The sequence below is a fragment of the Corallococcus sp. Z5C101001 genome (assembly GCF_007352635.1).
GTDB lineage: Bacteria > Myxococcota > Myxococcia > Myxococcales > Myxococcaceae > Corallococcus > Corallococcus silvisoli.
The window spans coordinates 344248-369775 of record NZ_VKLU01000001.1; the positions used below are offsets into that span (position 1 = coordinate 344248).

The following is a 25528-nucleotide window of genomic DNA, read 5'->3' on the forward strand; positions in this document are numbered from 1 at the left end:
GGTGTGGAGGGGCATCGACTTCCAGTGGGCGGGTGGGCGAGCATGAGGCCCTCGGGACGGCGTGTGAGCAGGGCCGGCACGCTCCCGACAGGCCGTGGGGCGCGCGCGCATGGGGCCGGAGGGACGCGCGGGCCTTCGCGGAAGGGGATGGCGATTCCGATGCGACGGCAGGGATGGGCCGCGCTGTGCGCGGCGACGACGCTGGTGCTTTCGGGCTGCAAGGAGCGCGAGGTGGCGGGCACCTGGAGCAATGCCTCCGGGTCCGTGGCGCTCAGCCGGGATGACTCGCTGCTCTACGTGGTGGACGCGGACAACGGCATCCTCGCCGTGGTGGACACCGTCCGCCGGGAGAAGGTGGGCGAGGTGCGGGTGGGGCCGCGTCCGGAGCGCGTGACGGTGGGGCCGGACGACACGGTGTACGTGACGAACCGGGGCGGGCGGAGCGTGTCCGTCATCCGCCGGGGGGACGCGGTGGAGGCCGCGCGCATTCCGGTGGGCGTGGAGCCCACGGGGCTGGCCGTGTCCCCGGACGGCAGCACGCTGTACGTGGTGAACAGCGCCACGCGCGAATCCGCCGCGCGGGGCAGCCTCACCGCCATCGACACGGGCTCTCTCACGGCGCGCTGGGAGCTGCCGCTGGGCCAGGAGCCGCGCGGCATCGCGCTCCTGGAGGACGGCCGCAAGGCGGCGGTGTCGCTGTTCCGTCAGGGCGACGTGATGACGGTGGACCTGTCGAACGTGGACCGTCCCCGGGTGATGCGCGACGGCACGGCCCTGAACACGCTGGCCAACCGCCCGCCGTCCGCCTTCGCCCCGTCGCCTTCCACGGGGACCTCGTCCCAGCCTGGCGCCGCGCGGGGCCCGCGGGCGTTCCGGGCGCGCGGCATGGTGGACCTGCTGGGCACGCCGGACGGACAGCGCCTCTTCGCGCCGGTGCTCTGGTCGCGCGAGGATCCGCTGGGGGGGCCCGTGGATGGGAACAACCCCGGCCCGGGGGAGCAGATGTATGGCGGCGGGACGCCGTGTGGCGCGGCTGGAGGTGGGGGTGTGGTGGCGGTGGGCCTGGTCGCCTTCGACGCGACGGGGGAGGCGCCCCGGCCGGTGGTGGACGACCTGGATGAGTGCAAGCCGCCGCCGGAGGAGACGCCGGACTACCCCACGTCGCTCATCGCCAGCCCGTCGTCGGAGGCGCCCCTGCAGGGGCCGGCGGCGGCGGTGGTGGATCCCACGGGCGCGTGGCTCTTCCTGGTGAACCAGGAGACGAACAACGTGGCCATCGTGCCCGCGTGGCGCCGCTCCGGGGGGGACCTGATGAGCGCGGGGAGTTCGGTGCGGCAGGTGCTGCCCGTGGGGGCGGGGCCCAACGGCATCGCCCTCACGCGCGATGGGCGCAAGGCGTACGTCTACAACGCGTTCGACCACACGCTCACCACGCTGGTGAGCGGCGCGGATGGGGCCGAGGGGCTCGTGCGCGAGCAGATGCCCCGGCTGACGCTCGCGGGCGACACGCTGGCGCCCCTGGCGGCGCAGGGGCGGCGGCTGTTCTTCACCGCGCTGGATGAACGGATGACGAGCCCCGCGGTGGTCATCTCCTGTGCGTCGTGCCACCTGGAGGGCCGCGAGGACGGACACGTGTGGGGCTTCCCGGACGGGCCTCGCCAGACGCCCAGCCTGGCGGGCCGCATGACGACGTCCACGGCGCCCTTCCACTGGAGCGGTGAGTTCTCCGAGCTGGGGGCCTTCATGAACGCCACGGTGAAGGACCGCATGGGCGGCGAGTCGCTGGATGCCGACACGGTGGCGAAGCTGGCGGCCTTCATCGACGCGATTCCCGCGCCGGACAACGCAGCCCGGGGAGAGCCGCTGACGGCCTCGCAGGCGCGCGGCGCGGTGCTCTTCAAGCAGGCGGCGTGTGACACGTGCCACTCGGGCGTGGCGTTCACGAACAACACCAACGTGGACGTGGGCACGTTCGTGCGCTCGGGCGTGCTGCAGGACGCGGCGGCGGTCATCACGGCGGGGCTCAACACGCCGTCATTGCTGGGCGTGGGCCGCACCGCGCCATACCTGCACGACGGCAGCGCGCCCACGCTCAAGGCCCGCCTGCTGAACGGACGCGAGTCGAACCAGCACGGCCTGACGGCGCAGCTGTCCGACTCGGACGTGGACGACCTCGTCGCGTATCTGGAGACGCTGTAGCGGGTCGGACGGTCGCCTCAGCCGCGACCCGTCGTGTGCCCTGGGCGCCCCTCTGTCTGTGATTGGAGAGGGGCGTCAGGGGCTGGAGGCCCGCCGGGCGGACAAGGCCCGTCGAACGGCGGCTGTCTATCCCGCGTCAGGGGCGCCCGGCGCGGCATGCGGGGGCGCGGCATGCTCGGGCACCGGCGTCACGGGCTTCGGCGCGGGCGCGGCATGCTCGGGCACCGGCGTCACGGGCTTCGGCGCGGGCGCGGCATGCTCGGGGGCCGGGTGCACGGGCTTCGGCGCGGGAGCGGGTACCGGAGGCGCGGGTGTCACGGGCTTCGGCGCGGGCTTCGGCTTGACCGGCGTGACGACCGGGGCGGCGGGGCGCGGTGCCATGGAGCCCGCGCCCGGCGGGGCGGAGAGCACGTCCGTCGTTCCCGCGCGCGGCGAGGTGAGGCTGTCCAGCGGTTCCAGCGGAGCGTCCCTGAAGGGGCTGTCCCCCGCGTCGCCGGGGAGCAGCTCGCCCCCGTCCGCGGCCTGTTCCGTTCCGTGGTGCGACGTCACCGCGAGGCGGGCCACGTCCAGCGCGCGGTCGGGATCCTCCCCCAGCCAGGTGACGACGACGACGCAGGGCGAGTCGTCATCCCACGCCACCACCTGGGTCATGCCCTGCACGGGGTTGCGGCGCGCGGCGGCCCGGCCCAGCGCGGGCACCTCCTCGCCGCCCGCGTTCAGCGTGGGCGCGAGCAGCGCGCGCACGTCCGCGGTCGCGTAGCCCGGCTGGCAGTCATACGCCACCGACACGGACACGTCCGGCAGCGCCGCCGAACGCAGTTCACAGACGGGCCCGCACGTGGGGCAGGCCCGCTGCTCCTTCATCGTGAAGCCGTTGAGGGTGATGTCGCGCAGGTCCGCGGGCAGCAACTCCTCGCACGCGGGGAGGAGCAACAGGGACGGCCGCCCTGGCAGTCCGTTGGTCCCCGCGTCCGTCGTCTCCGTGCTGGCGCCGGGCCTGCTGCATGCGCCCAGTGCGAGCGCCATCAGCAATGCACCCCGTCCGACCCTCATCCCGTCTGCTCTCCTCACCGACGCCATGCGCGCGGGCGCGGATGGTAGACCGGGCCCGGCCCGCGTCATCACCATTGTGGAGGGGCTGCCACTTTCCGGACGCGACCGGATGGCGGAGGAGAGGTCGGGCAGGCCGACCTCGTTCAGGGCCAGAGCGTGGGCTAGGCTGCCCGCTCCCTGTCCCCATGCGCCATCCCTGTCTCCTCACCCTGTCGCTCCTGGCCCTGGCGCCGGTCGCTTCCGTGCGGGCCCAGACCCCCGCGCCTCCGCCGTCCTCCCGGGCCACGACGCCCGACGAGTCCTGGAGTGAGCCGAGCAGCCTCTCCCATCCCGAAGCCCCCGAGCCCCGGCCCGCGCCGGGCAGCTCCTCCCGTCCCGAAGCTCCCAAGTCCCGGACCCCGCCGGGCAGCGGCCCCTCCCGCTCCCCGCCTCCCGAGGCCGACGCCTCCCAGGGCCAGGAGCCGCCCGCTGGCGACGAGGGCTGGGATGCCTTCCCCGGGGCCTCCGCCCCCGTCGACACGCCGCTTCCCGCCACGCCCCGCGATGCCCCTCCGCGTCCCAGTGGGGAAGCGCCGCCGCTCGGCGAGCCACCGCCTCCCGCGCGCCGTGGCAGGCCCCCGCGTCCCCCTCGGCCCCTCCTGACGCCCAACCGGTACGGGCTCTACGGCGGACGGTCGCTGGGCGCGGGGCACCTGGGCGTGGGAATGGAGCTGGGCTTCCCCTTCGTGTCCGCGCGCGGCGTGTACGGGGTCCTGGAGCGCCTGGACCTGGGACTGGGCGTGGACACCGTCTACGGCCTGATGACCGAGGTGCGCGCGAGCGCGCGCCTCACCCTCCTGGACGGCCAGAACGCCAGCCTGGCCTTCGTCACGGACGGCGGCCATGCGTTCTTCCTGCGCCCTCCGGATACGGAGGAGCACGGCGCGCGCTACCTGAGCGGCCGGCGCGACTGGAACGTGGCCCCGGGGCTCGTGGGCTCCTTCCAGGGGTCCAGCCCCCGCGCGTGGCGGCCGTACCTGGACGTGCGGTGCCTGCTGGCCTTCGATACACACCCCGTCCTGCGCGATCCCCTGGGCGGGGTGCCGCCCTCGTGGGAGCTGGATGTGTCGGTGCTCGTCCGGGTGGGCGCGGAGTTTCCGGTCGGCGAGAAGACGTCCTACGCTGTCTCCTTTGGCGGAGACTTCCGCGACCGTCCGGGCGAAGCGGAGTTCATGCCCACCCTGTCCGTGGGTGTCGTGTCCACGGTGTTCTGAAATCCCCCCATTCGAACAGAGGTCATCTCATGCGTGGCAGTGTCATCGGTGCAGGCTCGTTCGGTACGGCGCTCGCCAACGTGCTCGCGGTGAATTGCGACGAGGTCCGGCTCTGGGGCCGCGAACCCGGCGCCGTGGAGGCCATCAACACCCGCCACGAGAACGCCACCTACCTCAAGGGCATCCCCCTCTCCGAGCGCGTGCGCGCCACCACGGACCTGGAGGAGGCGCTGGCGGGCTCGGAGATGGTGGTGCTCGCCACGCCCAGCCACGCCACGCGCGAGGTGCTCGCGCGCGCGAAGTCCTTCCTGCCCAAGGGCGTGCCGTTGATCACGGTGTCCAAGGGCATCGAGAACGGGACGCTCCTCACCATGACGGAGCTGATGGAGGACTGCCTGCCGGAGGAGTTCCACCCGTACGTCGCGGTGCTCTCCGGCCCCAGCTTCGCGAAGGAGCTGGCGCGGCGCATGCCCACGGTGGTGACCATCGCGTCGCACTGGGACAAGGTGGCCCAGCGCTGTCAGAAGGCGCTCCAGACGGACACCTTCCGCTCGTACACGTCCACGGACGTCGTGGGCGTGCAGTACGGCGGCGCGCTGAAGAACGTCATCGCCATCGCGGCGGGCATGGCGGATGGCCTGGGCATGGGCCACAACGCGCGGGCGGCCATCATCACGCGCGGCCTGGCGGAGATCACGCGGCTCGCGGTGCGCAAGGGCGCCAACCCGCTGACGCTGTCCGGCCTGTCCGGCATGGGCGACCTGGTGCTCACGTGCACGGGCGAGCTCAGCCGCAACCGCCACGTGGGCATGGAGCTGGGCAAGGGCCGCACGCTGCCGGACATCCTCGCGGACATGAAGGAGGTCGCCGAGGGCGTGAAGACGGCGAAGAGCGCGCGCGACCTGTCGCTCAAGACGGGGGTGGAGCTGCCCATCTGCGAGCAGGTCTACCTCATCGCCTACGAGGGCAAGAACGCCCGGAACGCGGTGGTGGACCTGATGACGCGCCAGCCGAAGTCGGAGCTGTCCGGCGGCTGAGTCGCGCCGCGGTGCTCAGTAGCGGCGCGGCTTGGCTTCCGGGCTCGCGCCGCGCACGCGCCACACGGTGAGCCGCTCCGAATTGGTGTGGCTCAGCACCAGGCCTTCCGTCTGCATCTCCTCCAGCAGGCGGTTCGTCTTGAGCCGGTCCAGCCCGATGCTGCGGCCCAGCAGGTCGCCGGGCATGCCGCTCACGTTGCTGCGCAGCTGGTTGATGATGGCGCGCTTGAACTCGTTCTTCTGCAGACCGTCCATGTCCTGCGTGCGCCACGCGGACAGGATGCCCCAGCCGATGAGCAGCAGCGTCACCACGGCGATGACCGGGTAGACGATGTGGCTGTTCTTCTCGAGCAGGTCGATGTAGCCGGTGGTGATGGACGAGACGGGCTTGTCGTAGTCCGGCCCGGAGTCCTGTCCGGGCAGGCCTTCGATCTGGGCCGTCAACAAGGGGATGAGCAGGTTCAGCGCGGGAGCCAAGGCCCCCTGAGTCTACGGGGACGGCCCCCGCGCCGGCAACCCGCCCACCGTCACACGACGCCGATGGACTCGGACGCCCCTTCGGCGAACAGGGTGGTGTCCGCCTTGGCCAGGAGCGTCGCCAGTCCCTCGCGCTTCGCCGCGCTGATGGCCACGCCGCCCCGCGAGCGCAGCAGTGTCTCCACCTCGTCCGCGGGCAGCAGGTCCGCCTTGTTCCACACCATCAGGCGCGGCTTCTCCATCAGGCCCAGCGAATTCAGGATGGTCTCCACCGCCTCCACCTGGTCGTCGCGCGCGGGGTCGCCCGCGTCCACCACGTGCAGGAGCAGGCTGGCGTCGTAGAGCTCCTCCAGCGTCGCGCGGAAGGCGGCCACCAGGTCCTTGGGCAGGTCCCGGATGAAGCCCACCGTGTCGGTGATGATGACCTCGCGCTCCTGCGGGAAGCGCAGCCGCCGGCTGGTGGGGTCCAACGTGGCGAACAGCTTGTCCTCCGCCAGCACCTCCGCGTTGGTGATGGCGTTGAGCAGTGTGGACTTGCCCGCGTTGGTGTAGCCCACGATGGAGATGACCGGCACCTCGCGCCGGTTGCGCTGGGCCCGCCGGACGCCGCGCTCGCGGCTGATGACGTCGATGCGGCGCTCCAGGTTCGTGATGCGCTCGCGCACGCGGCGGCGGTCGATTTCAAGCTTCGTCTCACCCGGGCCGCGGCCGCCCACGCCACCACCCATGAGCCGGCTGAGCGAGTCATCCCCCTGCACCAGCCGGGGCAGGCGGTACTTCAGCTGCGCCAGCTCCACCTGGAGCTTGCCCTCCGCCGTCTGCGCGCGCTGCGCGAAGATGTCCAGGATGAGCTGCGTGCGGTCCAGGATCTTCAGGCTCGTCGCGTCCCCGATGTGGCGGCCCTGCGACGGGGTGAGGTCCTTGTCGAAGATGAGCAGGTCGACCATGGACTGCATGGAGCGCAGGTTCAGGTCCTCCAGCTTGCCCCGGCCGATGAGGTAGCGCGGATCCGCTTCCCGCTTCATCTGGAGCACGCTGTCCACCACCTCCACGCCCGCGGTGCGCGCCAGCTCCTTCAGCTCCGCCAGCGAGGACTCCGCCCGCGCGCGGTTGCCGTCCAGGCACACCGCCACCAGGATGGCGCGCTCGCGTCCGGACACCGTGCGCGCGGCCGCCTTGCGGTTGAACTCCTCCTCCAGCGCGTCCAGCGTCGCCAGCAGGTCCGGCTGTTCGACGTGCACGGAGGGCAGGGTGGACAGGTGCCAGAACTCCCCCGAGCCGTTCTCCGGCACCAGGTAGGCCCAGTGCAGCACGCCCGGCAGGCCTTCGTTCCCCACGCCCACGGCGGCCACGCAGTCCAGGCGCAGGAGCGCGAGGTCCGTGAGGTCGTCCTTCGTCAGGGGCTCGCTCTTCAGGTGCGTGTGGACCAGCCGCAGGCCGCGCAGGCGGATCTGCCCGGCGCGCGCACGGCCGATGTCCGGCAGCTCCAGCTTGTGCGCGTTGCCCACCACGACGTGTTCGATGTCGCCCTTGCGGTTGATGAGGACGCCCACCTGCCGGTTGAGCTCGTGCGAGAGCTCGGTGAGGTGGCGGGCAAGCTCCACGGACACGATTTCGCGCGGATCCACGCGGCGGCGGAAGGTGTTGCGCAGCCGCTGCTGCTCGCTCGACTTCAGGCCCAGGGTGTTGCCGAAGATTTCCTTCAAACCGTTTCTCCTGGCGCGGGCATCGAAGGGTCCGCGCTGCTTTCAAGGCCTTGGATGGACTGGAGGCCCCCGCGTTTCATGACAAAGCCACCGTCCCGCCCGCCACGAAGCCTGGTGAACAGCCGGGCCGCGCGCGTCCTTTCCGTTTCCAGCCTACGCTGCCCACCGTGACTGATTCCGCACGCAACGCCCTGCGCGGGGCTCGCCGCGTGGTGGTGAAGATTGGGACCAACGCGCTGACCAGCGCCACGGGCCGCTTCAACCGCACCCACTTCGACTCGCTGGGCCAGGACCTGCTGTGGGCCGCCCAGGGGCGGGAGCTGGTGGTGGTGTCCAGCGGCGCCATCGCGCTGGGCATGGAGCGGCTGGGCCTGCCCTCGCGCCCCCGGGACATCCCGGGCAAGCAGGCGTGCGCGGCGGTGGGGCAGAGCCGCCTGATGCAGGCGTACGAAGAGGCCTTCAGCCACGCGTCCCGGACGGTGGCCCAGGTGCTGCTCACCCACGAGGACGTGCAGGAGCGCCGGCGCTACCTCAACGTGAAGCACGCCCTGGACCGGCTGCTGGCCGCGGGCGTGGTGCCGGTCATCAACGAGAACGACACCGTGTCGGTGGACGAGCTCAAGTTCGGAGACAACGACACGCTGGCCAGCCTGGTGGCCGGCGTGGTGGAGGCGGACGCGCTGGTGCTCCTGTCGGACGTGGAGGGCCTGCACACCGCCGACCCGCGCAAGGACGCGGACGCGCGCCTCATGGCCTCCGTGCCGCGCGTCACCGCCGACGTGCTGGCCCTGGCCGGCGACGCCACCAGCGCCGTGGGCACCGGAGGCATGGCCTCCAAGGTGCGCGCCGCCGCCCGCGCCGCGGAGCTGGGCATCCCCTGCGTCATCACCTCCGGCGCGGTGCCCGGCCGCCTGAGGGGCGTGCTCCAGGGCGAGGCGGTGGGCACGCTCTTCGAGCCCGCCGGACGCAGGAGCGCGCGCACCGCGTGGATCGCCCACGCCCTGCGGCCCCGGGGCCGGCTGGTGGTGGACGCGGGCGCGAAGCAGGCCATCGTCACCGGCAAGCGGAGCCTGCTGCCCAGCGGCGTGACGGCCGTGGAGGGGGAGTTCGGCCGGGGGGACCCGGTGGACCTGTCGGACGCGGACGGGGAGGTGTTCGCCCGGGGCCTGTCCACGTACGACGCCAACGAACTCCGGCGCATCGCCGGACGGCGGAGCGCGGACATCGAGGCGGTGCTGGGCTACCGCTATCTGGATGAGGCGGTGCACCGCGACGACCTGGCGGTGCTGTAGCGGCCGTGGGCGCAAGCCGCCTAGATGGAGCTGGAGACGGACTTCACCGTGCCGGGCGTCTCCTCCGTGAGCCGCATCAGCGCGCGGAACTCAGGGGAGTCCACCTTCATCAGGAGCAGCGAGACCTCCAGCTCCCCCGGCACCCGGCCAAGCTGGAGCTTGCGCTCCTGGCCGTGCAGCAGGGCGAGCTGGGAGTGGCCTTCGCCCTCCGGCAGGGACAGGTCCACCTGGAGCTGGAACGAGTCGCCCTCGCCCTTCGGCGTGAGCACCAGCCGGTAGTCCGGCACCGTCGCGCCCGGGCGGCGGCGCTCGGCGCGCAGGGTGCGGCCCGCTTCCCCGAGCAGCTTGGGCTGGGCGATGAGCCGCCCGTCGCGCCGGACCTCCAGCGCGAAGTAGAGCGGCTCCGAGCGCGCGTGCGCCGGGGCGGAGACCAGGGCCAGCAGCACCAGCGCCAGCCCGGGCAGCCACGTCTTCAGCAGGGAGGTGCGGTTCATGGGTGTGCCCTCGTCAAAGCCTCGTCCGCCGTGTCGGCCCCACGGCAGCCAACGGGGCCTCCAAGAGGACCCGCTGTCACTTCGCACTCAAAAATCGACAGGGCCCAAGGAATAACCCAGGCGCGCCCCAAGCGCGAGCCCCACGCCCCCGGTTGTCTGCTGCCTCGCGGACGAAACAGGGGGTACATGGCAATACCTGCTTGCCTGTTCAGGTCGGGGCGGCTATCCCGTCCTGGACGGCGCCAGCCATCTCCGCTGTTCCCCCCTCGTCCCTTCCCCGGACCCCCCTTCCCCCACCCCGGAAGTCCCCGGTCTCTTGATCTCCCGGGTCCTGTCCGCCATCGTCACCGATCTCCTGAATGGACCGCACGGAACGCATCCTTGATCTCGTGGCACTGTTGCTCGACGCGCGGGAACCCATCTCCTGGGCCGAACTGCGTGAGCATTTCCCCGCGGACTACGGCGGCTCGGACGACGCCGCCGAGCGCAAGTTCGAGCGCGACAAGGCGGAGCTCGTCGAGCTGGGCTTCCCGCTGAGCTACGTGCAGGGCGACGACGAGCGGCGCGACGGCTACCTCGTCGACCGCGACGTCTACTACCTGCCGGAGGCGGACCTGACGAAGGAGGAGCTGGCCGTGCTCTACGCCGCCGGGTCCGCCGCGCTGGCCTCGGGCGCGTTCCCGGGCCGCGACGACCTGGCGCACGCCCTGCGCAAGATTGGCTTCTTCGCCGGCGAGTCCCTGCCCACCCCGCGCGTGCGCATGGAACTGGGCACCGGGCAGGAGGGCCAGGAGAAGGAGGTCTCCGCCCGCCTGGAGCAGCTGTGGGATGCGTGCTCCGCGCACAAGTGGGTGCAGCTCACCTATGGCAGCCCCCGGAAGGACGGGGTGACGGAGCGGCGCGTGGACCCGTATGGGCTGGCGCTCCGGCGCGGCGTCTGGACGCTGGTGGGCTACTGCCACCTGCGCCAGGGCCTGCGCACCTTCCACGTGCACCGCATCCGCGAGCTGAAGGTGAACACCGCGCGGCCGCGCACGCCGGACTTCGAGGTCCCCGCTGACTTCTCCCTGGACGCGCACGTGGCGTACTTCCCCTGGCAGTACCGCTTCCACGCGCCCATGGAGGTGACGCTCCAGCTCACCGGGCCGCAGGCCTCGCGCGCGGGCTCCCTCTTCCCCGGCGCGGCGCTGGAGCCGGTGGCGGAGGGCGTCGCGCGGGCCCGCTTCCCCGTGACGTTCCTGGACGGGCTGGTGCGGTTCGTCCTCTCCCTGGGGGCGGATTGCCGCGTGGAGGGGCCTCCGGAGGCCCGTGCGCGCCTGGAGCAGATGGCGGCGAACATCCTGGCGAAGCACGCGCCGGTGGAAGGTCCCCGGGTGAGCGCATGAGCAACGTCCACGAGCGGCTGCGCCGCCTGCTGTTCCTCGTCCCCTACGTCTCCAAGCACCCGGGCGTCACCGTGGAGGCCCTGGCGAAGGCGCTCAACATCAGCCGGGAGGACCTGCTGGAGGAGCTGGACCTGCTCACCTGCGTGGGCCGGCCCCCCTTCAACCCGGACGACTACATCGACATCTACGTGGCCAACGACCGCGTCTATGTGGACCTGGATCAGCGCCTGTTCGCGCCGCCCCGGCTGACGGCGGGAGAGGCCGCGGCCCTGGCCGCCGCGGCGGAGCTCCTGCGCCCGTCCACCGGGGACGCCCTCCAGAGCGCCCTCACCAAGCTGGAGGGCATCATCCCGCCCGCCGCGCGCGAGCGCTTCCGGGACATGTTCCGGAAGATCGACGCCTCCGCGGACGCGCCCCCGGCCCTGGGGCCGCTCACCCGGGCCATCCTGGAGCGGCTGGAGGTCACGTTCGGCTACGCCAGCCCCGGCCGCCCTCCGGAGCCGCGCCGGGTGCGCCCCTACGAGCTGCTCAGCCACCGGGGGCAGTGGTACCTCCAGGGCTTCTGCCATACCCGCCAGGACGCGCGCCTGTTCCGGCTGGACCGGATGGAGGAGCTGGCCGTCACCCCCACCGCCTTCCAGCCCCCTCCGGATGCCCGCGCGGACGTGCCCAACCCGGCGCGCGGCACCAGCGAGGCCTCCGTCCGGGTGCGCTTCACGCCCACGGCGGCCCCTTACGTGAAGGAGCGCTTCGGCCAGGACGCCCGCCCGCTCGCTGACGGCGGGGTGGAGGTGCGGGTGGCCGGAGACAGTGAGCGCTGGCTCACACAGTGGGTGCTATCCTTCGGCGGCGAGGCGGAGGTGCTGGAGCCGGCGAGCGCGCGCGCCGCCGTTGCCCGAGCCGTGCATGCCTCGATAGGCTCCTAGGACGACATGGCCTTCCAACTGACGATCTCCGAGGGAAAAGACGCAGGCAAGGAGTTCGTCTTCGACCAAGACTCCGTGCTCATCGGGCGCACCTCCGAGTGCGATGTGGTGCTGTATGACCCCGGTGTCTCCCGCCGCCACTGCCGCATCTTCCAGGACGGAGGCGGCTACGCGGTGGAGGACCAGAAGAGCGCCAACGGCACGCTCCTCAACGGCGCGGCGGTGCAGAAGCAGGCGCTCACCGACGGCGACACGCTGACGCTGGGCCCGGTGACGTTCCTCTTCGCGCTGGCGGCGGACGAGGCGACCACCGGCGAGGACGAGAAGCCCGCGGAGGACGGCGCCAACAGCACGCGCATCGTCTCCATCGACTCCGTGCGCAAGCAGCGCAACAAGAAGGCCGCCGCGCTCATGCCGGAAGGCGCCGACGAGGAGGATCTGCAGGGCATCCGCGCGGAGTCCACGCGCATGAACATGCGCGCCATCCGCCGGCCCACCTCCTCCAACGCGCAGCGCGCGGCGCCGCAGCAGCCGCCTCCGGACGAGGAGGCTCCCGCGGCCCTGGAGAAGCCCGCCCCAGCGCCCCCGCCCGCGCGCCGCACCGGGTCCCAGTCGTCCCGCGCGGTGGCTCGGGCGCCTTCCCCCCGCGCGGGCGCCGGCGGCGGTGGCTTGTCCGCGGCCGAGCGCGCCCGCATCCGCCGTGAGACGCCGGGGCTGATGGCCAACCTGCGCCTGTTCTGGGCGGAGGCGAACTCCAAGGTCCGCGCGGGCGTGATGACCGGCGGCGGCGTGGTGGTGCTGGGCCTCTTCGCGCTCGTGTACTGGCTGGTGCTGGGCGGCAACGACCAGGTGCAGAAGGGCGAGGAGCCGGTGCGCCTCTCCAACCAGCCCATCACCGACTCGTTCGGCCTGGGCGACGGCGTCACCTGGTACCGGCCGGACATGAAGGTCTTCGAGTGGGAGTTCGTCGCCGCGACGCGCGCGGTGGTCATCCTCCACTACCAGGCCCAGGGCATCTCCAAGGATGAAGTGGTGGTGAGCGTCAACGGCGTGGACGTGGGCAAGGTGCCCCCGGACACGCTGGCCAGCCAGGAGCGCTCGTTGGAGCTGATGATCCCGCCCCAGCAGCTGCGCAAGGGCGAACCCAACCGGATCATCTTCGACAACACCCGCAACCCGCCCGGCGAGGACCCCTGGCGCATCTGGAACGTCTGGGTGGAGCGCGCGCTGCTTCCGGAGCAGCTCTCCACGCAGCAGCTGCTGCAGCAGGCCGGGGACTCCTTCAAGAAGGGCCGCAAGAACTTCGAGACGCCGGACATCGGCGCGCGCAACCGCTACGAGGCCTGGAAGGCCTTCCGCGAGGCGTGGCTGATGCTGGAGGCCCACCCGGACCCCAAGCCGGACCTCTACTTCGAGGCGCAGGAGCAGATGAAGCGCGCCCAGCAGGAGCTGGACCGCACCTGCTCCAAGCTGCTGCTGGAGGTGGAGGGCTACTACAACCAGGGCCACTACAAGCAGGCCGCCTCCACCCTGGACCACATGCGCGAGTACTTCCCCGAGTACGACCAGCCGTGCGCCACGCGCGCGGAGAACAAGCGCGCCGAGTACAACCTGTAGCCGCCGTCGCTCGCGGTGTCCGGGAGCGGACGCCGCGAGCCCGCCAGGGAGGCGAGCAGGGCCTGTCCGGGTTGCCGGTCCCTCCCTCCGTTCCCACCCTCAATCGCGTGAGGCGCGAGCGGGTAGGGGAGGACGGGCAGTCAGAAGGATGGGGGGCCCCGGCGGCGCCCGGCTTGGCGCGTTCGCCGGAGCCGGTGCCGGAGCACGGCCCGGTGTGGAGCGCCGGGGTGTCCCGCAGGCTGCTCGCCCGCTACTACCTGCCCCTGCGGCACACCACCCTCCAGGGCAACGCGTGCCGGCTCCTGCGCGACGGCGTGGAGGCCTACCCGGAGATGCTGGAGGCCATCCGCCGCGCGCGCCGCTCCATCCGCCTGGAGACGTACATGTTCGTCACCGACGCGGTGGGCGAGCTGTTCGGCCAGGCGCTGGCGGAGGCCGCCGAGCGCGGCGTGCACGTGAAGGTGCTCTACGACGCGGTGGGGTCCTGGGCCAGCCGCCGCAGCTTCTTCGAGTCCCTGCGCCAGCGCGGCGTGGACGTGCGCGCCTTCAAGCCCTTCAGCCTCCAGCGCGGGCTGCGCTACCTGCTGCGTCGCGACCACCGGAAGATCCTCGTGGTGGACGGCACGGTGGCCTTCACGGGCGGGGTGAACATCGCCGCGCACTGGGCGCCGGAGGGGCAGGGCGTCGCCTGGCGCGACGACGTGCTGAGGATCGAAGGCCCCGCGGTGCACGAATTGGAGCGCCGCTTCCTCGCCACGTGGCGGATGATGTTCCGCGACCGCCTGAGCCGCCTTCGCCGGCGGATCCGCGGCGGGGCCCCCGCGGCGGCGCCCGTGTCTCGAAAAGGTGACGTGGGGCTGGCGGTGCTGTCCAGCCGCCGCAGCATCCACCGCGCCTATCTGCACGCCATCCAGCGCGCCCGGGCGAGCGTGCTCATCGCCGCGGGCTACTTCGTGCCGGACCGGCGCATGGTGGCCGCGCTCAAGGACGCGGCGAAGCGGGGCGTGGAGGTGCGCCTGCTGCTCAACGGCGGCAAGAGCGACCACCCCTTCCTGGAGCACGCCACGCGCGCCTTCTACGAGCCCCTGATGGACGCCGGCATCCGCATCTTCGAGTGGCGCCGGGGCGTGCTCCACGCGAAGACAGCGGTAGTGGACGGCGTTTGGGGCACCATCGGTTCCTTCAACCTGGAACGGCTGTCGCTGGCCTTCAACCACGAGGTCAACGCGGTGTTCGCGGATCCCCGGCTGGGGGCCACCCTGGAGGACTCGTTCCGCCTGGATTGTGGCCACTGTCGCGAGGTGGACCTGGCCGAGTTCCGCCGCCGGCCCCTCTGGCAGAAGGCCGTGGAGCGCGTGCTGTACTTCTTCCGGAAGGTCCTCTGAGCGGGGCCGTAAGCCCGGGGTCCGAGCCAAGCGTCCGCCGCCTTCAACGCAGTGCAGGAACCCTTTGCATGCCGGGGGTGACACGCCTAGAAGTTGCCTCATTCCGGCACGGAAGGACGGCAACGCACATGACGGACAGTTTCGGCACCAAGGCCAAGCTCAAGGTGGGCTCGGCCTCCTATGAATTCTTCAGCCTGGCCACGCTGGCGAAGGCCCACCCGGCGGTCAACCGCCTCCCGTTCTCGCTGAAGGTGCTGCTGGAGAACCTGCTGCGCAACGAGGACGGCCGCGTCGTCAAGCGCGAGCACATCGAGAAGATGCTCGCCTGGGACCCCAAGGCCGCCCCGGAGACCGAAATCTCGTTCCACCCCGCGCGCGTGCTGCTCCAGGACTTCACCGGCGTGCCCGCCGTCGTGGACATGGCCGCCATGCGCGAGGCGCTCGCCGCCATGGGCGGTGACCCGGCGAAGATCAACCCGCGCAACCCGGCGGACCTGGTCATCGACCACTCGGTGCAGATCGACTCCTTCGCCACCACCGCGGCCTTCAAGGAGAACGCGGAGCTGGAGTTCGAGCGCAACCGCGAGCGCTACGCCTTCCTGCGCTGGGGCCAGAGCGCGTTCAAGGGCTTTGGCGTGGTGCCCCCGGACATCGGCATCTGCCACCAGGTGAACCTGGAGTTCCTGGCGCAGGTGACGTTCCGCCAGGGCAGCACCGTGTACCCGGACACGCTCGTGGGCACCGACAGCCACACGACGATGATCAACGGCCTGGGCGTGGTGGGCTGGGGCGTGGGCGGCATCGAGGCGGAGGCCGCGCTGCTGGGCCAGCCCATCACGATGCTGATTCCGCAGGTGGTGGGCTTCAAGCTCACCGGCAAGCTGCCCGCGGGCGCCACCGCCACGGACCTGGTGCTCACGGTCACGCAGATGCTCCGCAAGAAGGGCGTGGTCGGCAAGTTCGTGGAGTTCTACGGCGAGGGCCTGAAGAACCTGTCCCTGCCGGACCGCGCCACCATCGCGAACATGGCCCCGGAGTACGGCGCCACCATCGGCTTCTTCCCCGTGGACGAGGAGAGCTGCAACTACCTGCGCTTCACCGGCCGCCCGGATGACGTCGTGGCGCTGACGGAGGCGTACGCGAAGGAGCAGGGCCTGTGGTTCAACGCCGGCGCCGAGGAGCCCCTCTTCAGCGACACGCTGGCGCTGGACCTGGCCGCCGTGGTGCCCAGCCTCGCGGGCCCCAAGCGCCCGCAGGACCGCGTGCCCCTGAAGGACATGAAGGCCGGCTACGAGTCGTCGCTGGTGGAGATGCTGTCCGCCGGCAAGAGCAAGGGCGAGGACGACGAGGGCCCCAAGGGCGGCGCCAAGGCCCCCGCGGCCCCGGTGCCCCCGGAGCGGCTGGCCCAGACCGTCACCGTGAAGGCGGGCAAGCAGAGCTACCAGGTGGGCCACGGCGCGGTGGTCATCGCGTCCATCACCTCCTGCACCAACACGTCCAACCCGGCGGTGCTGGTGGCCGCGGGCATCCTGGCGAAGAACGCGGTGGAGAAGGGCCTCAAGCCGCAGCCCTGGGTGAAGACGTCGCTGGCCCCGGGCAGCCGCGTCGTCACCGAGTACCTGCGTGACGCGGGCCTGCTGCCCTACCTGGAGGCCGTGGGCTTCCACGTCGTGGGCTACGGCTGCACCACCTGCATCGGCAACTCCGGCCCGCTGCCGGAGCCGGTGTCCAACGCGGTGGTGGAGGGCGACCTCGTGGTGGCCGCGGTGCTGTCCGGCAACCGCAACTTCGAGGGCCGCATCAACCCGCACGTGCGCATGAACTACCTGGCCAGCCCCCCGCTCGTGGTGGCGTACGCGCTGGCCGGTGAAGTGGGCCGCGACCTGGACACGGAGCCGCTGGGCACGGACCCCAACGGCCGCCCGGTGTTCCTCAAGGACATCTGGCCGTCCAACGAGCAGATCAAGGAGACCATCCGCACCGCGGTGAAGCCGGAGCAGTTCCGCAGCCAGTACGCCAACGCCATGGAAGGCGACACGCTCTGGCAGCAGCTCCAGGTGAGCAAGGGCTCCACGTTCCAGTGGGACGCCAAGTCCACCTACGTGCGCAAGCCGCCCTTCTTCGAGAACCTCCCGAAGGAGCCCAAGGCCGTCCAGGACATCAAGGGCGCGCGCGTGCTGGCGCTGCTGGGTGACTCCGTCACCACGGACCACATCTCCCCCGCGGGCAACATCGCCAAGACGAGCCCGGCGGCGAAGTACCTGATGGCGGAGGGCGTGGAGCCCAAGGACTTCAACTCCTACGGCGCCCGCCGCGGCAACCACGAGGTGATGGTGCGCGGCACCTTCGCCAACATCCGCCTGAAGAACCTGCTGGTCCCCGGCGTGGAGGGCGGCGTCACGGTGCACATCCCCACCCGCGAGCGGATGAGCATCTACGACGCGTCCATGAAGTACCAGGCGGACGGCACGCCCCTGGTGGTGCTGGCGGGCGCCGAGTACGGCACCGGCTCCAGCCGCGACTGGGCGGCCAAGGGCACGCAGCTGCTGGGCGTGAAGGCCGTCATCGCCAAGAGCTTCGAGCGCATCCACCGCTCCAACCTCGTGGGCATGGGCGTGCTGCCCCTGCAGTTCGAGGCGGGCCAGGACGCGCAGTCGCTGGGCCTCACCGGCCACGAGACGTTCGAAATCACCGGCATCGCGGACGGGCTGGCGCCGCAGAAGAAGCTCACCGTGAAGGCCACCGGTGAGAACGGCACCCGCGAGTTCACGGCGCTGTGCCGCATCGATACGCCGAACGAGCTCGACTACTACCGCAACGGCGGCATCCTCCAGTTCGTGCTCCGCCAGCTCGCCAAGGCGTAGCGCGCGACACGGAGTCGGTGGTTCGCGGCCCGGCCGCCCTCGCATCCGGAGGGTCGCCGGGCCGTCGTCGTTCCTACGGCGCGCCTTCCGCGCGCAGGCGCGTCCAGGCGGCCACGTAGCGCGACAGGCGCTCCGCGTCCTTGGGCGTGACGTCCTTCAGCCGGCGCACGTCCATGTTGTCCTCCAGGTCCGCCAGCTTCACGCGGCGGGCCAGGGGGTGGGGACGCAGCCGTTCGATGAAGGCCTCGTAGCTTTCGCCGTCGCGCTTCGTGAGGCAGTCCAGCGCGGACAGCACGTCCTCCGCGTAGCCCATGCCGCGCAGGCGCTCCAGCGTGTAGGGCGTGTCCTCCACCACGTCGTGGAGGACGGCCACGGTGCGCTCCGCGTCCGAAGCCAGGCGCAGCATCACCCGCAGCGGGTGGAGGATGTAGGGTTGTCCGGCCTTGTCGCGCTGACCCTGGTGCGCGGCCACCGCCAGGGCGATGGCGTCTTCGAGCGTGGGCATGGGCCCCAGCTTCGCACGCCTGGAGGGCGGGGGCTTCAGCGGTTCAGGTTGCCGGAGCCCGTGCCGCCCGCCGTCTGCGCCGTGTAGGCCTGACCGCCGCCGTTGTACTGGAGGATGCCCTCCACGGCGAGGCCGGTGGGGTCCAGCGTGTTGGCGTTGCCCCGGCGCGGAATCAGCGTCTCGCTGATGCACAGCGCGCCCACCACCACCTGTTGATCATTGTCGCGGTTCCACTCGGGCGGGAGCGGCTTGAACTCGTCCTCGTTGTCCCGGATGTAGAGGTACACGTCGTCCTTGCCGTCGCCGTCCAGGTCCGCGAACAGCGCGGGGTTGGTCGTCTTGATGGCCGCGCGCCCGCCCGGTGTGCGCGGATCCGCGGGCGCCGGGTTGGTGGGCGAGGCGACCGGGTCGTAGACGGACGGCATGCTCAGGAAGGTGTTCCACTGGGCGTAGTTGCGGCCGAAGTAGCCGCGCGCCAGTTGCAGGCCGCTCTCCGCGCAGCCCTGCCGCTGGCCGGTGCGGCTGTAGGAGACGGCGCGGGTGCGCTCGCTGCCGGCGTAGGCCATGACGCCGGCCACCAGGCCCAGCAGCACGGTGACGAGCAGCACGACGAGCAGCAGCGTGGCGCCGCGGGGGGAACGGGAGTGGGGGCGCGGGGACATGAAGGGGCTCACAGGCTGGCCGAGGCCAGGTTGGGCAGCTCGGCCCGGCGCGAGAAGAGGCTGCGGAAGTAGCCATCCGCGGGAGCCAGGGCGGGGGTGTGGTTCTCCACCGCGATGGGCAGGTCCTCGGAGAGCACCGCCTGGTTCTGCGTGTCGCGGCGGGGCGTGCGGCCGGTGGCCACCACGCTGATGCGCACGGAGCGCAGGCCCGGCGTGTACTCGGGCTTGAGGCCGTTCTGGAAGTCGTAGCGGACGGGGTCGCCCGTGTTCGAGGCGTCGATGCCGAAGGCCACCTGGAAGTCCTCCACGAAGTCCTGCACCACCACCGGGTCGCTCATGTCCGTGAAGGGCCGCCCCGCCACGTCGGTGCCGGGCCTGCCCTCCGCGCGCATCAGCGCCTTGCGGCCGTTGACGGGGTTGCGCCCGATGAAGAAGTGCAGCAGCCGCACCGGGTACACCAGGTCGCCGCGCTGGAAGCCGCCCTTGTGGGGCGCGTTGGAGAAGCCCGGCACGCCGGTCTCCGCGTAGTTCACCGTGGCCGTGGGAGGGGTGCTGCTCACCGCCGCCTGGGTGAGCAGCGCGGCGCTCTTCATGTTGCTGGCCACCATCATCGGGTTGGCGGGCGCGGCGCCGCTGGGGGCGCCCACGCAGTTGACCTGCAGGGCCCCGGTGCCCGGCTGCACCACCGTCATCGCCGCGCCGGGCGCGCAGTCGCGGCCCAGGTAGTTGCGGTCCGGCACCACCAGCCACAGGTCGTCGCTGCCGTCCATGCCCGGCGCGTTGCCGGAGGTGGTGGCGGCGAGCACGCCCGCGCCGGCGCCGTCCCCGCCGAAGACGGGGTTGATGCGCTGGGGAATGCCCCCGGACACCACCCAGAGGCCCTCGGACATGCCCGCCCCGGCCTGACGCACCGCGGACAGCAGCGTCTCACCCGCGAGGCGCGCGTTGTCGTGGCTGTCCGCCACGTGCTCCGTGTTGTGCACCACGCGCCCGCCCGCGAGCAGCAGGGCCGCGGCGGCCGCGAGCACGATGGCGGCGAGCGCCGCGGCCACCATCGTCTCCAGCAGGGTCATGCCTCGCGTCCGGGCTCCGTTCGGGGTCCTCATTGGACGAACACCTCGCTGTGGACGATGGCGCGCTCCACGCTGTCGCCCTTGCGGTACGCGCGCGTCCAGAAGGTGAAGGGCAGCGCGCCCGCGGGCACCATCGCCTGGGCCGCGGGGGGCAGGTCGCGAGGCAGCCCCTTCGTCACCAGCACCTCCCGGCAGTAGACGTCGCGGGGGAGGACCGCGTCCGGGGTGGTGGCGGCGCAGGGCGTGCCGGCCGCCACGTCCAGGGCCGGCTCCACCTGTCCCGTGGGCCGCACGCGGAAGTAGGCGCCGGTGCCCACGTCGCCGGCCTGCGGCAGGCTGGGGTCCAGCTGCCAGGGCGCCGTGCCCAGGGCCAGCTGCGGAGGGAAGAGCGCGGGCGCGGTGACGGCCTGGTTCGCGAGGTCCGCCTTGGACGCGAGCCACAGCCGCTGCACGCGTGCCTCCAGCAGCATGCGCCGGCCCTGGAGCACCTGGCCGTCCTTCACGTCGCGCGTGGCGGCCACCATGCCCATCACGGCGCCCACGGCGGCCAGCGCCAGGACGCTCATGGAGATGAGGACCTCCAGGATGCCGCTGCCCCGCCGCGAGGCGGATGGGGGCGGGGGCCTCATTCGAAGAACCTCTGGCTCCAGTTGAGGAGCTGGTAGAGCACGCCGTTCTCGCCGTTCACGGAGTCCTTCGCGTTGGGGCTGGAGGCGCCCGCGTTGGTGGTGTTGTCGATGCGCGTGACGCGCAGGGCGCTGACCTCCGCGCCCACCACGTAGTCCTGGGACGTGCCGCCGTTGTCGCGGTGGTAGACGGCCACGCCGCCGTAGTTGGCCAGCGATGATCCGCTCATGGGGGTGATGGCCCGCTGGGACGTCCCGGTGTTGCCCAGGTCGATGCTGTACGTGCGGCCCCGGACGGAGGCGCTGAGCAGCATGGGGTCGTTGATGGACTCCTCCGCGGTGCTGAAGTACGCGGTGCGCCCGGCGATGGTGATGTTGCCGTAGACGTGCTCCGGGGCGGAGAAGATGAGCGGGAAGGGCGAGGGCTCCTGGAGCACGCCGTAGCTGGTCGCCTCCGAGTGGGCCAGGCCCGCGGAGAGGGGCGCGCCGTCCAGCCGCCTGCCGTCCATGCCCAGCGGCAGCCGCAGCTCCGGATCCAACAGCAGGGCGTGGAAGCGGCCCGCCACCGAATCCGGCACCCAGTCCATGCCGGCGGTGCCCACCAGCGCCACGGTCTTGCCCTTGTACGGGCCGAAGGCGGAGGCGTTCGTCGCGTCGCGGGGGATGCGCGCCAGCCCCACGTTGGTGCTGATGGGCTGGCTGGTGGCGGGCAGCCCGCCGATGTTCATCGCGGCGTACTTGCAGGGCGCGGCCTCACTGCACGCGGGGCCCATGCGCGCCACGTTGACGTTGATGCCGGTGGACGCGTCCAGCTCCCAGAGCCGGCCCTCCATGTCGCCCACGTAGAGGCGCGCGGCGCCGTTCAGGTCCTGCGCCACGGTGGGCGCGGCGGGCGCGCTGTTGTCCACGGAGGTGGAGTAGGGCTTCTGCCACTGCCAGAGCTTCTGACCGGTGGCCACGTCGATGGCGAACACCTGCACGCCCTTGGCGGCCGAACCCGGCGAGCCCGCCACGGGCGGCGCGCCGGAGCTGCTGGAGGCGACGAAGACCGCGTAGACGGGCTCCATGCCCAGCCGGCCCACGCCCACGGACAGGCCCCGGGAGCCGCCCAGGCCGCTGTAGTCATAGAGGCCGCTCGGCTGCCGGCCGGCGTCGGCGCGGGGCGGCAGCTGGAAGGCGCTGGTGTCCTCGTCCCAGGTGTACGTCCAGTCCATTCCGCCCTGGCCCCGGTCCGCGAGCGCCACCGCCGAGTGCGGCGCGCTGGACGTCGCGTAGTGGCTGCCCACCAGGTGCCACAGCAGCACCGGCTTGAGCGGGTTGGTGACGTCCAGGGCGAACAGGTCCCGGCCCGTCTGGCCCACGTTGGCCACCAGCACGGTGTGCCACTCGCGGCGGCCCGTGCCCACGAAGTCCGCGAACACGTCGAACACGGCGGGCGCGCTGTTCACCCGCGCGGTGTTGTTGCGCAGCCCCACCAGCTGCGTGGCGGGCAGGAAGCTCCACAGCTCCGTGCCGGGCGCGGGCGGAGTGCCGGAGCGGAAGCGCTGGGCGAAGTCCGTCTTGAAGCGCAGGGTGGCGTCCGGGTTGGGGAACTGGAGGTTCTCCAGGGGGCCGTTGTAGCGCGCGCCGCCGGACACGTAGAAGGCGTGCAGCTGGCCGTCCAGGCCCGCCGCGTAGGCCACGGTGGGCCTGGGATTGTCGCGGTCCAGGACGTGGGCGCTGGCGGGCACCACCACGGGCGACGAGTGGATGAAGCCGCCCAGGTGCGCCCGGTTGTCCGCGGCGTCGTTGTTGCACTGCGAGTTGCTGGGCTCGAGGATGGGCGTCTCGCCGGCGCCGTCCCGGCCGGACACCGTGGCGTAGCAGTAGCCGCGCACCCGCTGGAGCATCATCGCCACCGCGTTGAAGTCGGTGGTGAGCTGGATCTTGTTGACCACCTCATTGGTCAGGCCGAAGTCCGTGCCGCCCAGCTGGGGCGAGTACTGCGTCGCCTGCTGCAGGTCGCAGATGCCGTCGCTGCCCCTCACGAAGTCGAAGCGGAAGGTGCCGTCGCGCGACGTGGCGCGGCTGAGCTTGAGCACGTCCACGCAGCCGGGGTTGGGGGAGGCGCCGAAGTTCTTGTTGATGCGCGTGCCGGAGACCTCCTCTGGCACCCAGCCCACCTGCAGGACCCCGTGCGGCGCGGAGCGGTTGGCCCCCAGCGGCGGGTTCACCGTCACCTCGCCGCCGAAGTACGTGAAGAGGTTGCGCTCCCCTGGCGCGGGCATGCGCGCGTCCGCGTTCCACAGGGTGCCGTCCGACAGCGAGTTGTCCCCCACGGAGAGCGCATCCCCGCCGATGAGGGAGTGCGCGCGCAGCGTGCCCGGGTAGTAGGGGAACACCCAGTGCGAGCCCTGCGCGGGGGTGTACGTGTCCGCGCCGGGGGGATAGCCCGTCACCGCGTTGTACGAGGTCTTGAACAGCACGGCGCGCGACCCGTTGGTGTCGCTGCCGTTGGTGTCGTCCAGCGCCACCGGGGCGGACACGGTGCGCTCGCTCTGCAGCGGTTCGGAGCCCAGGTTGAGCAGCGTGTTGAGCACGACGCGCGTGCCCGCGACGCTTCCCTTGAAGTCGTGGCCCGCCAGATAGACGATGGTCGCCTTCTGCGGATCATTGTCCTTCTGGTTGAAGGAGAAGAAGTCGTGGCCGCGCTGGGCGTTCGCGGCCACCTGCGTCGCGTTGTCGTAGCGGTCCCCGGGCGCGTACTGCGTCCAGCTCACCGCCAGCCGCCGCACGCCATCCTTGTAGGGCGTCTTGTAGTTCTCCGTGTGGCCCGCCACGTTGTTGAAGCGGAAGTCGCCCATCTGGGAGAAGGGGTCGCCCGGGTTGGGGTAGAGGACGCACGCGGGCCGGGGCGAGGACTCGGTGCGGTAGTCCGGGTCCGTGCAGTTGCGGCCGTTCCAGGTCGCGCCATTGGTGAGCAGGTTCCTCTCGAAGACGCCGTCGCCCTGGAAGCGCGAGGACTGCACCAGGGCGCCGTCCGGACGGTAGGTGCGCTCGTAGGACCAGATGCTGGCGCACTCCGCGAAGAGGCCGTTGCCGCGCTGGTTGGTGAAGAACGCGATGTTGTTGAGGACGTTCTCCGCCTGGTTGGTGGCGCCATCCCCGTTGCGGCTGTACTCGGAGCGGGTGCTGTCGCCAATCTCCCAGTGCGGCGCCCAGAACACGCGGTAGCGCGGGCGCTGCGTGGTGGCGTCCACGGCGTTGAGCAGGCCGTGGGGGAAGCTCGCGGTGGAGATGAGGTCCGCGTTGGCGTGGAGCGCGTCGTAGATGAGGCCGGGCCGTCCCCGGTTGAGGTTGCACGTGGTGGTGGTGCCCTGGGGGCATCCGCCCGCGCCCTCGAAGTCCAGGCCGGCGTTGCGCAGGTAGTCGTCCAGCATGCCGCCCTTCACGTACGAGCTGTCGCGGGCGTCGTGGTCGTGGCGGTCCAGCAGGGCGATCTTCGGGGGCACGCGGTTGAGGCGCCGGCCAATGGGGGCGTTGAACTCAATGGTGGCCTGGTGCATGCGCACGTAGAAGCAGCCGCTGTTGTTGCGGAACGTGTCGCAGCTGCACGTCGTGCGGAACTTGTTCGGCGCGTCCGGCCCGGCGCTGGAGTTGAGGAAGTCGAGCGCGTTCTTCGCGTCCTGCGCGTCGATGATGAACGCGCCTCCCATGTACTGGACGTCGCGGAAGTTGCTGGCCGTGTTGAGCGTCGTGCTCGCGAAGTTCGGCCGCGCCTCGTTCGTGGTGGTGGTGAAGTTGTCCAGGCTCCCTTCCGGGAACAGGCCCCCTGGGGGCAGCGGCTGGAGGGGCGGCACCGGGACGACGGGCGCCCTGTCCGCGCGCGAGATGTGGAAGTCGCAGCCGTCATTCCAACTGGGGTCGTCCCACCGCCCGTTGTTCGGCGCGGGAGGCAGGTGCTTGTTGGTGGGCACGCACCGGTTGGGGGACTGCTTCGTGTCGTCGATGGCCAGGTACACCGTCACCGGGTGGTTGGCGTTGAAGCCGCCCGCTTCATTGGCCTGAAGCAGGCGCCACACCAGACCGTAGGCGGACAGGGTTCCGCAGCCCTGCTGGAACGTGGCCTGCTCCGGGATGATGAGCGCGCCCTGGCTGAAGGTGACGATGTCCGTCGCCGATGCGGGCAGGGATGCCAGCAACGCCAGCCCCAACAGGACTCGACGCGACGAAGAGGCTCCAAGGGAGGAGGGTGCCAAGGTTCCACCGGGGGTGAGGGCCTGTGGACCCCTCGGGTCAGGGGCCACCCCATGGCGTGTGCACACGGTGTGCCCCGGCATGGAGAGGTCCGTCTCCAGGGGAAGACCTGGAAAGAAACCGTGGCGTTGTGGGCAAGCGACGTCAGCGGCTACGCAAAGCTTGCGGGGTCCGCACGGGCTGCATAGCGCGAACTACTTAGTCGCCCAGCTTGCCGCCGCGGCCGGCCTTCTTCTCGGAGGTGCGCTTCTTCTCCTCCAGGCGGCGCCGCTTGGAGCCCAGCGTGGGACGGGTGGCCTTTCGCACCTTGGGGACGAACGTGAGGGCCTGGAGTCCCGCGCGCAGGCGGCGCACGGCGGTGTCCTTGTTCTGGGACTGGCTGCGGCGCTCGGTGGCGGTGACGGACAGCTCGGTGGGCGGGTGGGAGAGGCGCACGCCGCTGGCCGTGGTGTTGCGGTGCTGGCCGCCGGGCCCGGAGGCGATGAAGAACTCCACGTCGCACACCTTCAGCAGGGCCTCGTCATCCAGGGCGAGGGCCGCCCGGGCGGCCTGGCGTCGTGCGGGAGCGATGGGTGCGGTCGGCGTCATGGCAGTCCTCAAGGTAGCGCCCGGGGGACGCCTCCGGTACCGCCCACCTGACACCCGCGCGCCCACACCTCGCCCCGGTCCCTCCGCCCGTGGTCCGGGGGTCTCTCCAAATGAGTGGGAGGATTATCGATTTGAGAGTGCTTGGCGCCG

At 71.6% G+C, this 25528-nt stretch carries 19 protein-coding genes; 9 read left to right on the forward strand and 10 right to left on the reverse strand.

Annotated elements, in window-relative coordinates; translation table 11 throughout:
- Positions 1 to 159 precede the first annotated feature (159 nt).
- Positions 160 to 2199 carry a c-type cytochrome gene (locus FOF48_RS01440; RefSeq protein WP_143897988.1) on the forward strand — a complete coding sequence of 680 codons (2040 nt, stop codon included), beginning with the start codon at positions 160 to 162 and terminating at the stop codon, positions 2197 to 2199.
- 126 nt (positions 2200 to 2325) lie between these two features.
- Here the strand turns inward: FOF48_RS01440 and FOF48_RS36255 are convergent, their stop codons facing one another.
- Positions 2326 to 3252: a hypothetical protein gene (locus tag FOF48_RS36255; RefSeq protein ID WP_186001722.1), complete on the reverse strand. Its 927-nt coding sequence runs from the start codon at positions 3250 to 3252 to the stop codon at positions 2326 to 2328.
- Between the two features lie 185 nt (positions 3253 to 3437).
- On the opposite strand from FOF48_RS36255, the gene FOF48_RS01450 reads away from it, so the two are divergent.
- Together FOF48_RS01450 and FOF48_RS01455 are read left to right on the forward strand one after the other, a co-directional pair.
- Positions 3438 to 4505, forward strand: coding sequence for a hypothetical protein (locus FOF48_RS01450; protein WP_143897990.1), 1068 nt, complete (start codon positions 3438 to 3440; stop codon positions 4503 to 4505).
- 29 nt (positions 4506 to 4534) lie between these two features.
- Positions 4535 to 5542 (forward strand): NAD(P)H-dependent glycerol-3-phosphate dehydrogenase, encoded by a 1008-nt coding sequence (locus tag FOF48_RS01455; RefSeq protein ID WP_143897992.1) that lies wholly within the window; start codon positions 4535 to 4537, stop codon positions 5540 to 5542.
- Between the two features lie 15 nt (positions 5543 to 5557).
- Here the strand turns inward: FOF48_RS01455 and FOF48_RS01460 are convergent, their stop codons facing one another.
- Together FOF48_RS01460 and hflX are read right to left on the reverse strand one after the other, a co-directional pair.
- Positions 5558 to 6019, reverse strand: coding sequence for a hypothetical protein (locus FOF48_RS01460; RefSeq protein ID WP_235685285.1), 462 nt, complete (start codon positions 6017 to 6019; stop codon positions 5558 to 5560).
- Between the two features lie 50 nt (positions 6020 to 6069).
- Positions 6070 to 7725 (reverse strand): GTPase HflX, encoded by a 1656-nt coding sequence (gene hflX, locus FOF48_RS01465; RefSeq protein WP_143897994.1) that lies wholly within the window; start codon positions 7723 to 7725, stop codon positions 6070 to 6072.
- A gap of 167 nt (positions 7726 to 7892) precedes the next feature.
- Here hflX and proB point away from each other — a divergent pair, with 167 nt between their 5' ends.
- On the forward strand, positions 7893 to 9017 hold the full coding sequence (proB, locus tag FOF48_RS01470) for a glutamate 5-kinase (RefSeq protein ID WP_143897997.1): 1125 nt from the start codon (positions 7893 to 7895) through the stop codon (positions 9015 to 9017).
- A gap of 20 nt (positions 9018 to 9037) precedes the next feature.
- Here proB and FOF48_RS01475 read toward each other — a convergent pair whose 3' ends face one another.
- Positions 9038 to 9511 carry a hypothetical protein gene (locus FOF48_RS01475; protein WP_161663713.1) on the reverse strand — a complete coding sequence of 158 codons (474 nt, stop codon included), beginning with the start codon at positions 9509 to 9511 and terminating at the stop codon, positions 9038 to 9040.
- 359 nt (positions 9512 to 9870) lie between these two features.
- On the opposite strand from FOF48_RS01475, the gene FOF48_RS01480 reads away from it, so the two are divergent.
- The 5 genes from FOF48_RS01480 (at position 9871) to acnA (ending at position 17688) form a co-directional block, all read left to right on the forward strand.
- Complete coding sequence (locus FOF48_RS01480) at positions 9871 to 10896, forward strand: YafY family protein (protein WP_143897999.1); 1026 nt, start codon at positions 9871 to 9873, stop codon at positions 10894 to 10896.
- Positions 10893 to 11822 carry a YafY family protein gene (locus tag FOF48_RS01485; RefSeq protein ID WP_143898000.1) on the forward strand — a complete coding sequence of 310 codons (930 nt, stop codon included), beginning with the start codon at positions 10893 to 10895 and terminating at the stop codon, positions 11820 to 11822. The genes FOF48_RS01480 and FOF48_RS01485 overlap by 4 nt, the downstream gene beginning before the upstream one ends.
- Before the next feature lie 6 nt (positions 11823 to 11828).
- On the forward strand, positions 11829 to 13439 hold the full coding sequence (locus FOF48_RS01490; protein ID WP_143898002.1) for an FHA domain-containing protein: 1611 nt from the start codon (positions 11829 to 11831) through the stop codon (positions 13437 to 13439).
- Positions 13440 to 13546: 107 nt separating this feature from the next.
- Positions 13547 to 14824, forward strand: coding sequence for a phosphatidylserine/phosphatidylglycerophosphate/cardiolipin synthase family protein (locus FOF48_RS01495; protein ID WP_143898004.1), 1278 nt, complete (start codon positions 13547 to 13549; stop codon positions 14822 to 14824).
- Between the two features lie 128 nt (positions 14825 to 14952).
- Positions 14953 to 17688 (forward strand): aconitate hydratase AcnA, encoded by a 2736-nt coding sequence (gene acnA, locus FOF48_RS01500; RefSeq protein ID WP_143898006.1) that lies wholly within the window; start codon positions 14953 to 14955, stop codon positions 17686 to 17688.
- Positions 17689 to 17761: 73 nt separating this feature from the next.
- Here the strand turns inward: acnA and FOF48_RS01505 are convergent, their stop codons facing one another.
- From FOF48_RS01505 to FOF48_RS01530, 6 genes are all read right to left on the reverse strand, one after another.
- Positions 17762 to 18193 (reverse strand): HD domain-containing protein, encoded by a 432-nt coding sequence (locus FOF48_RS01505; RefSeq protein WP_143898008.1) that lies wholly within the window; start codon positions 18191 to 18193, stop codon positions 17762 to 17764.
- Positions 18194 to 18228: 35 nt separating this feature from the next.
- Entirely contained in the window at positions 18229 to 18855 is a 627-nt protein-coding gene (locus tag FOF48_RS01510; protein WP_143898010.1) for a hypothetical protein, read from the reverse strand.
- Between the two features lie 8 nt (positions 18856 to 18863).
- Positions 18864 to 19961 carry a PilW family protein gene (locus tag FOF48_RS01515; protein ID WP_143898012.1) on the reverse strand — a complete coding sequence of 366 codons (1098 nt, stop codon included), beginning with the start codon at positions 19959 to 19961 and terminating at the stop codon, positions 18864 to 18866.
- Complete coding sequence (locus tag FOF48_RS01520) at positions 19958 to 20557, reverse strand: type II secretion system protein (protein WP_143898015.1); 600 nt, start codon at positions 20555 to 20557, stop codon at positions 19958 to 19960. The genes FOF48_RS01515 and FOF48_RS01520 overlap by 4 nt, the downstream gene beginning before the upstream one ends.
- The gene (locus FOF48_RS01525) at positions 20554 to 24747 is read right to left on the reverse strand and encodes a hypothetical protein (RefSeq protein WP_235685287.1); all 4194 of its coding nucleotides are present in this window, start codon (positions 24745 to 24747) and stop codon (positions 20554 to 20556) included. The genes FOF48_RS01520 and FOF48_RS01525 overlap by 4 nt, the downstream gene beginning before the upstream one ends.
- A gap of 241 nt (positions 24748 to 24988) precedes the next feature.
- Positions 24989 to 25378 (reverse strand): peptide chain release factor-like protein, encoded by a 390-nt coding sequence (locus FOF48_RS01530; protein WP_143898019.1) that lies wholly within the window; start codon positions 25376 to 25378, stop codon positions 24989 to 24991.
- Positions 25379 to 25528 lie beyond the last annotated feature (150 nt).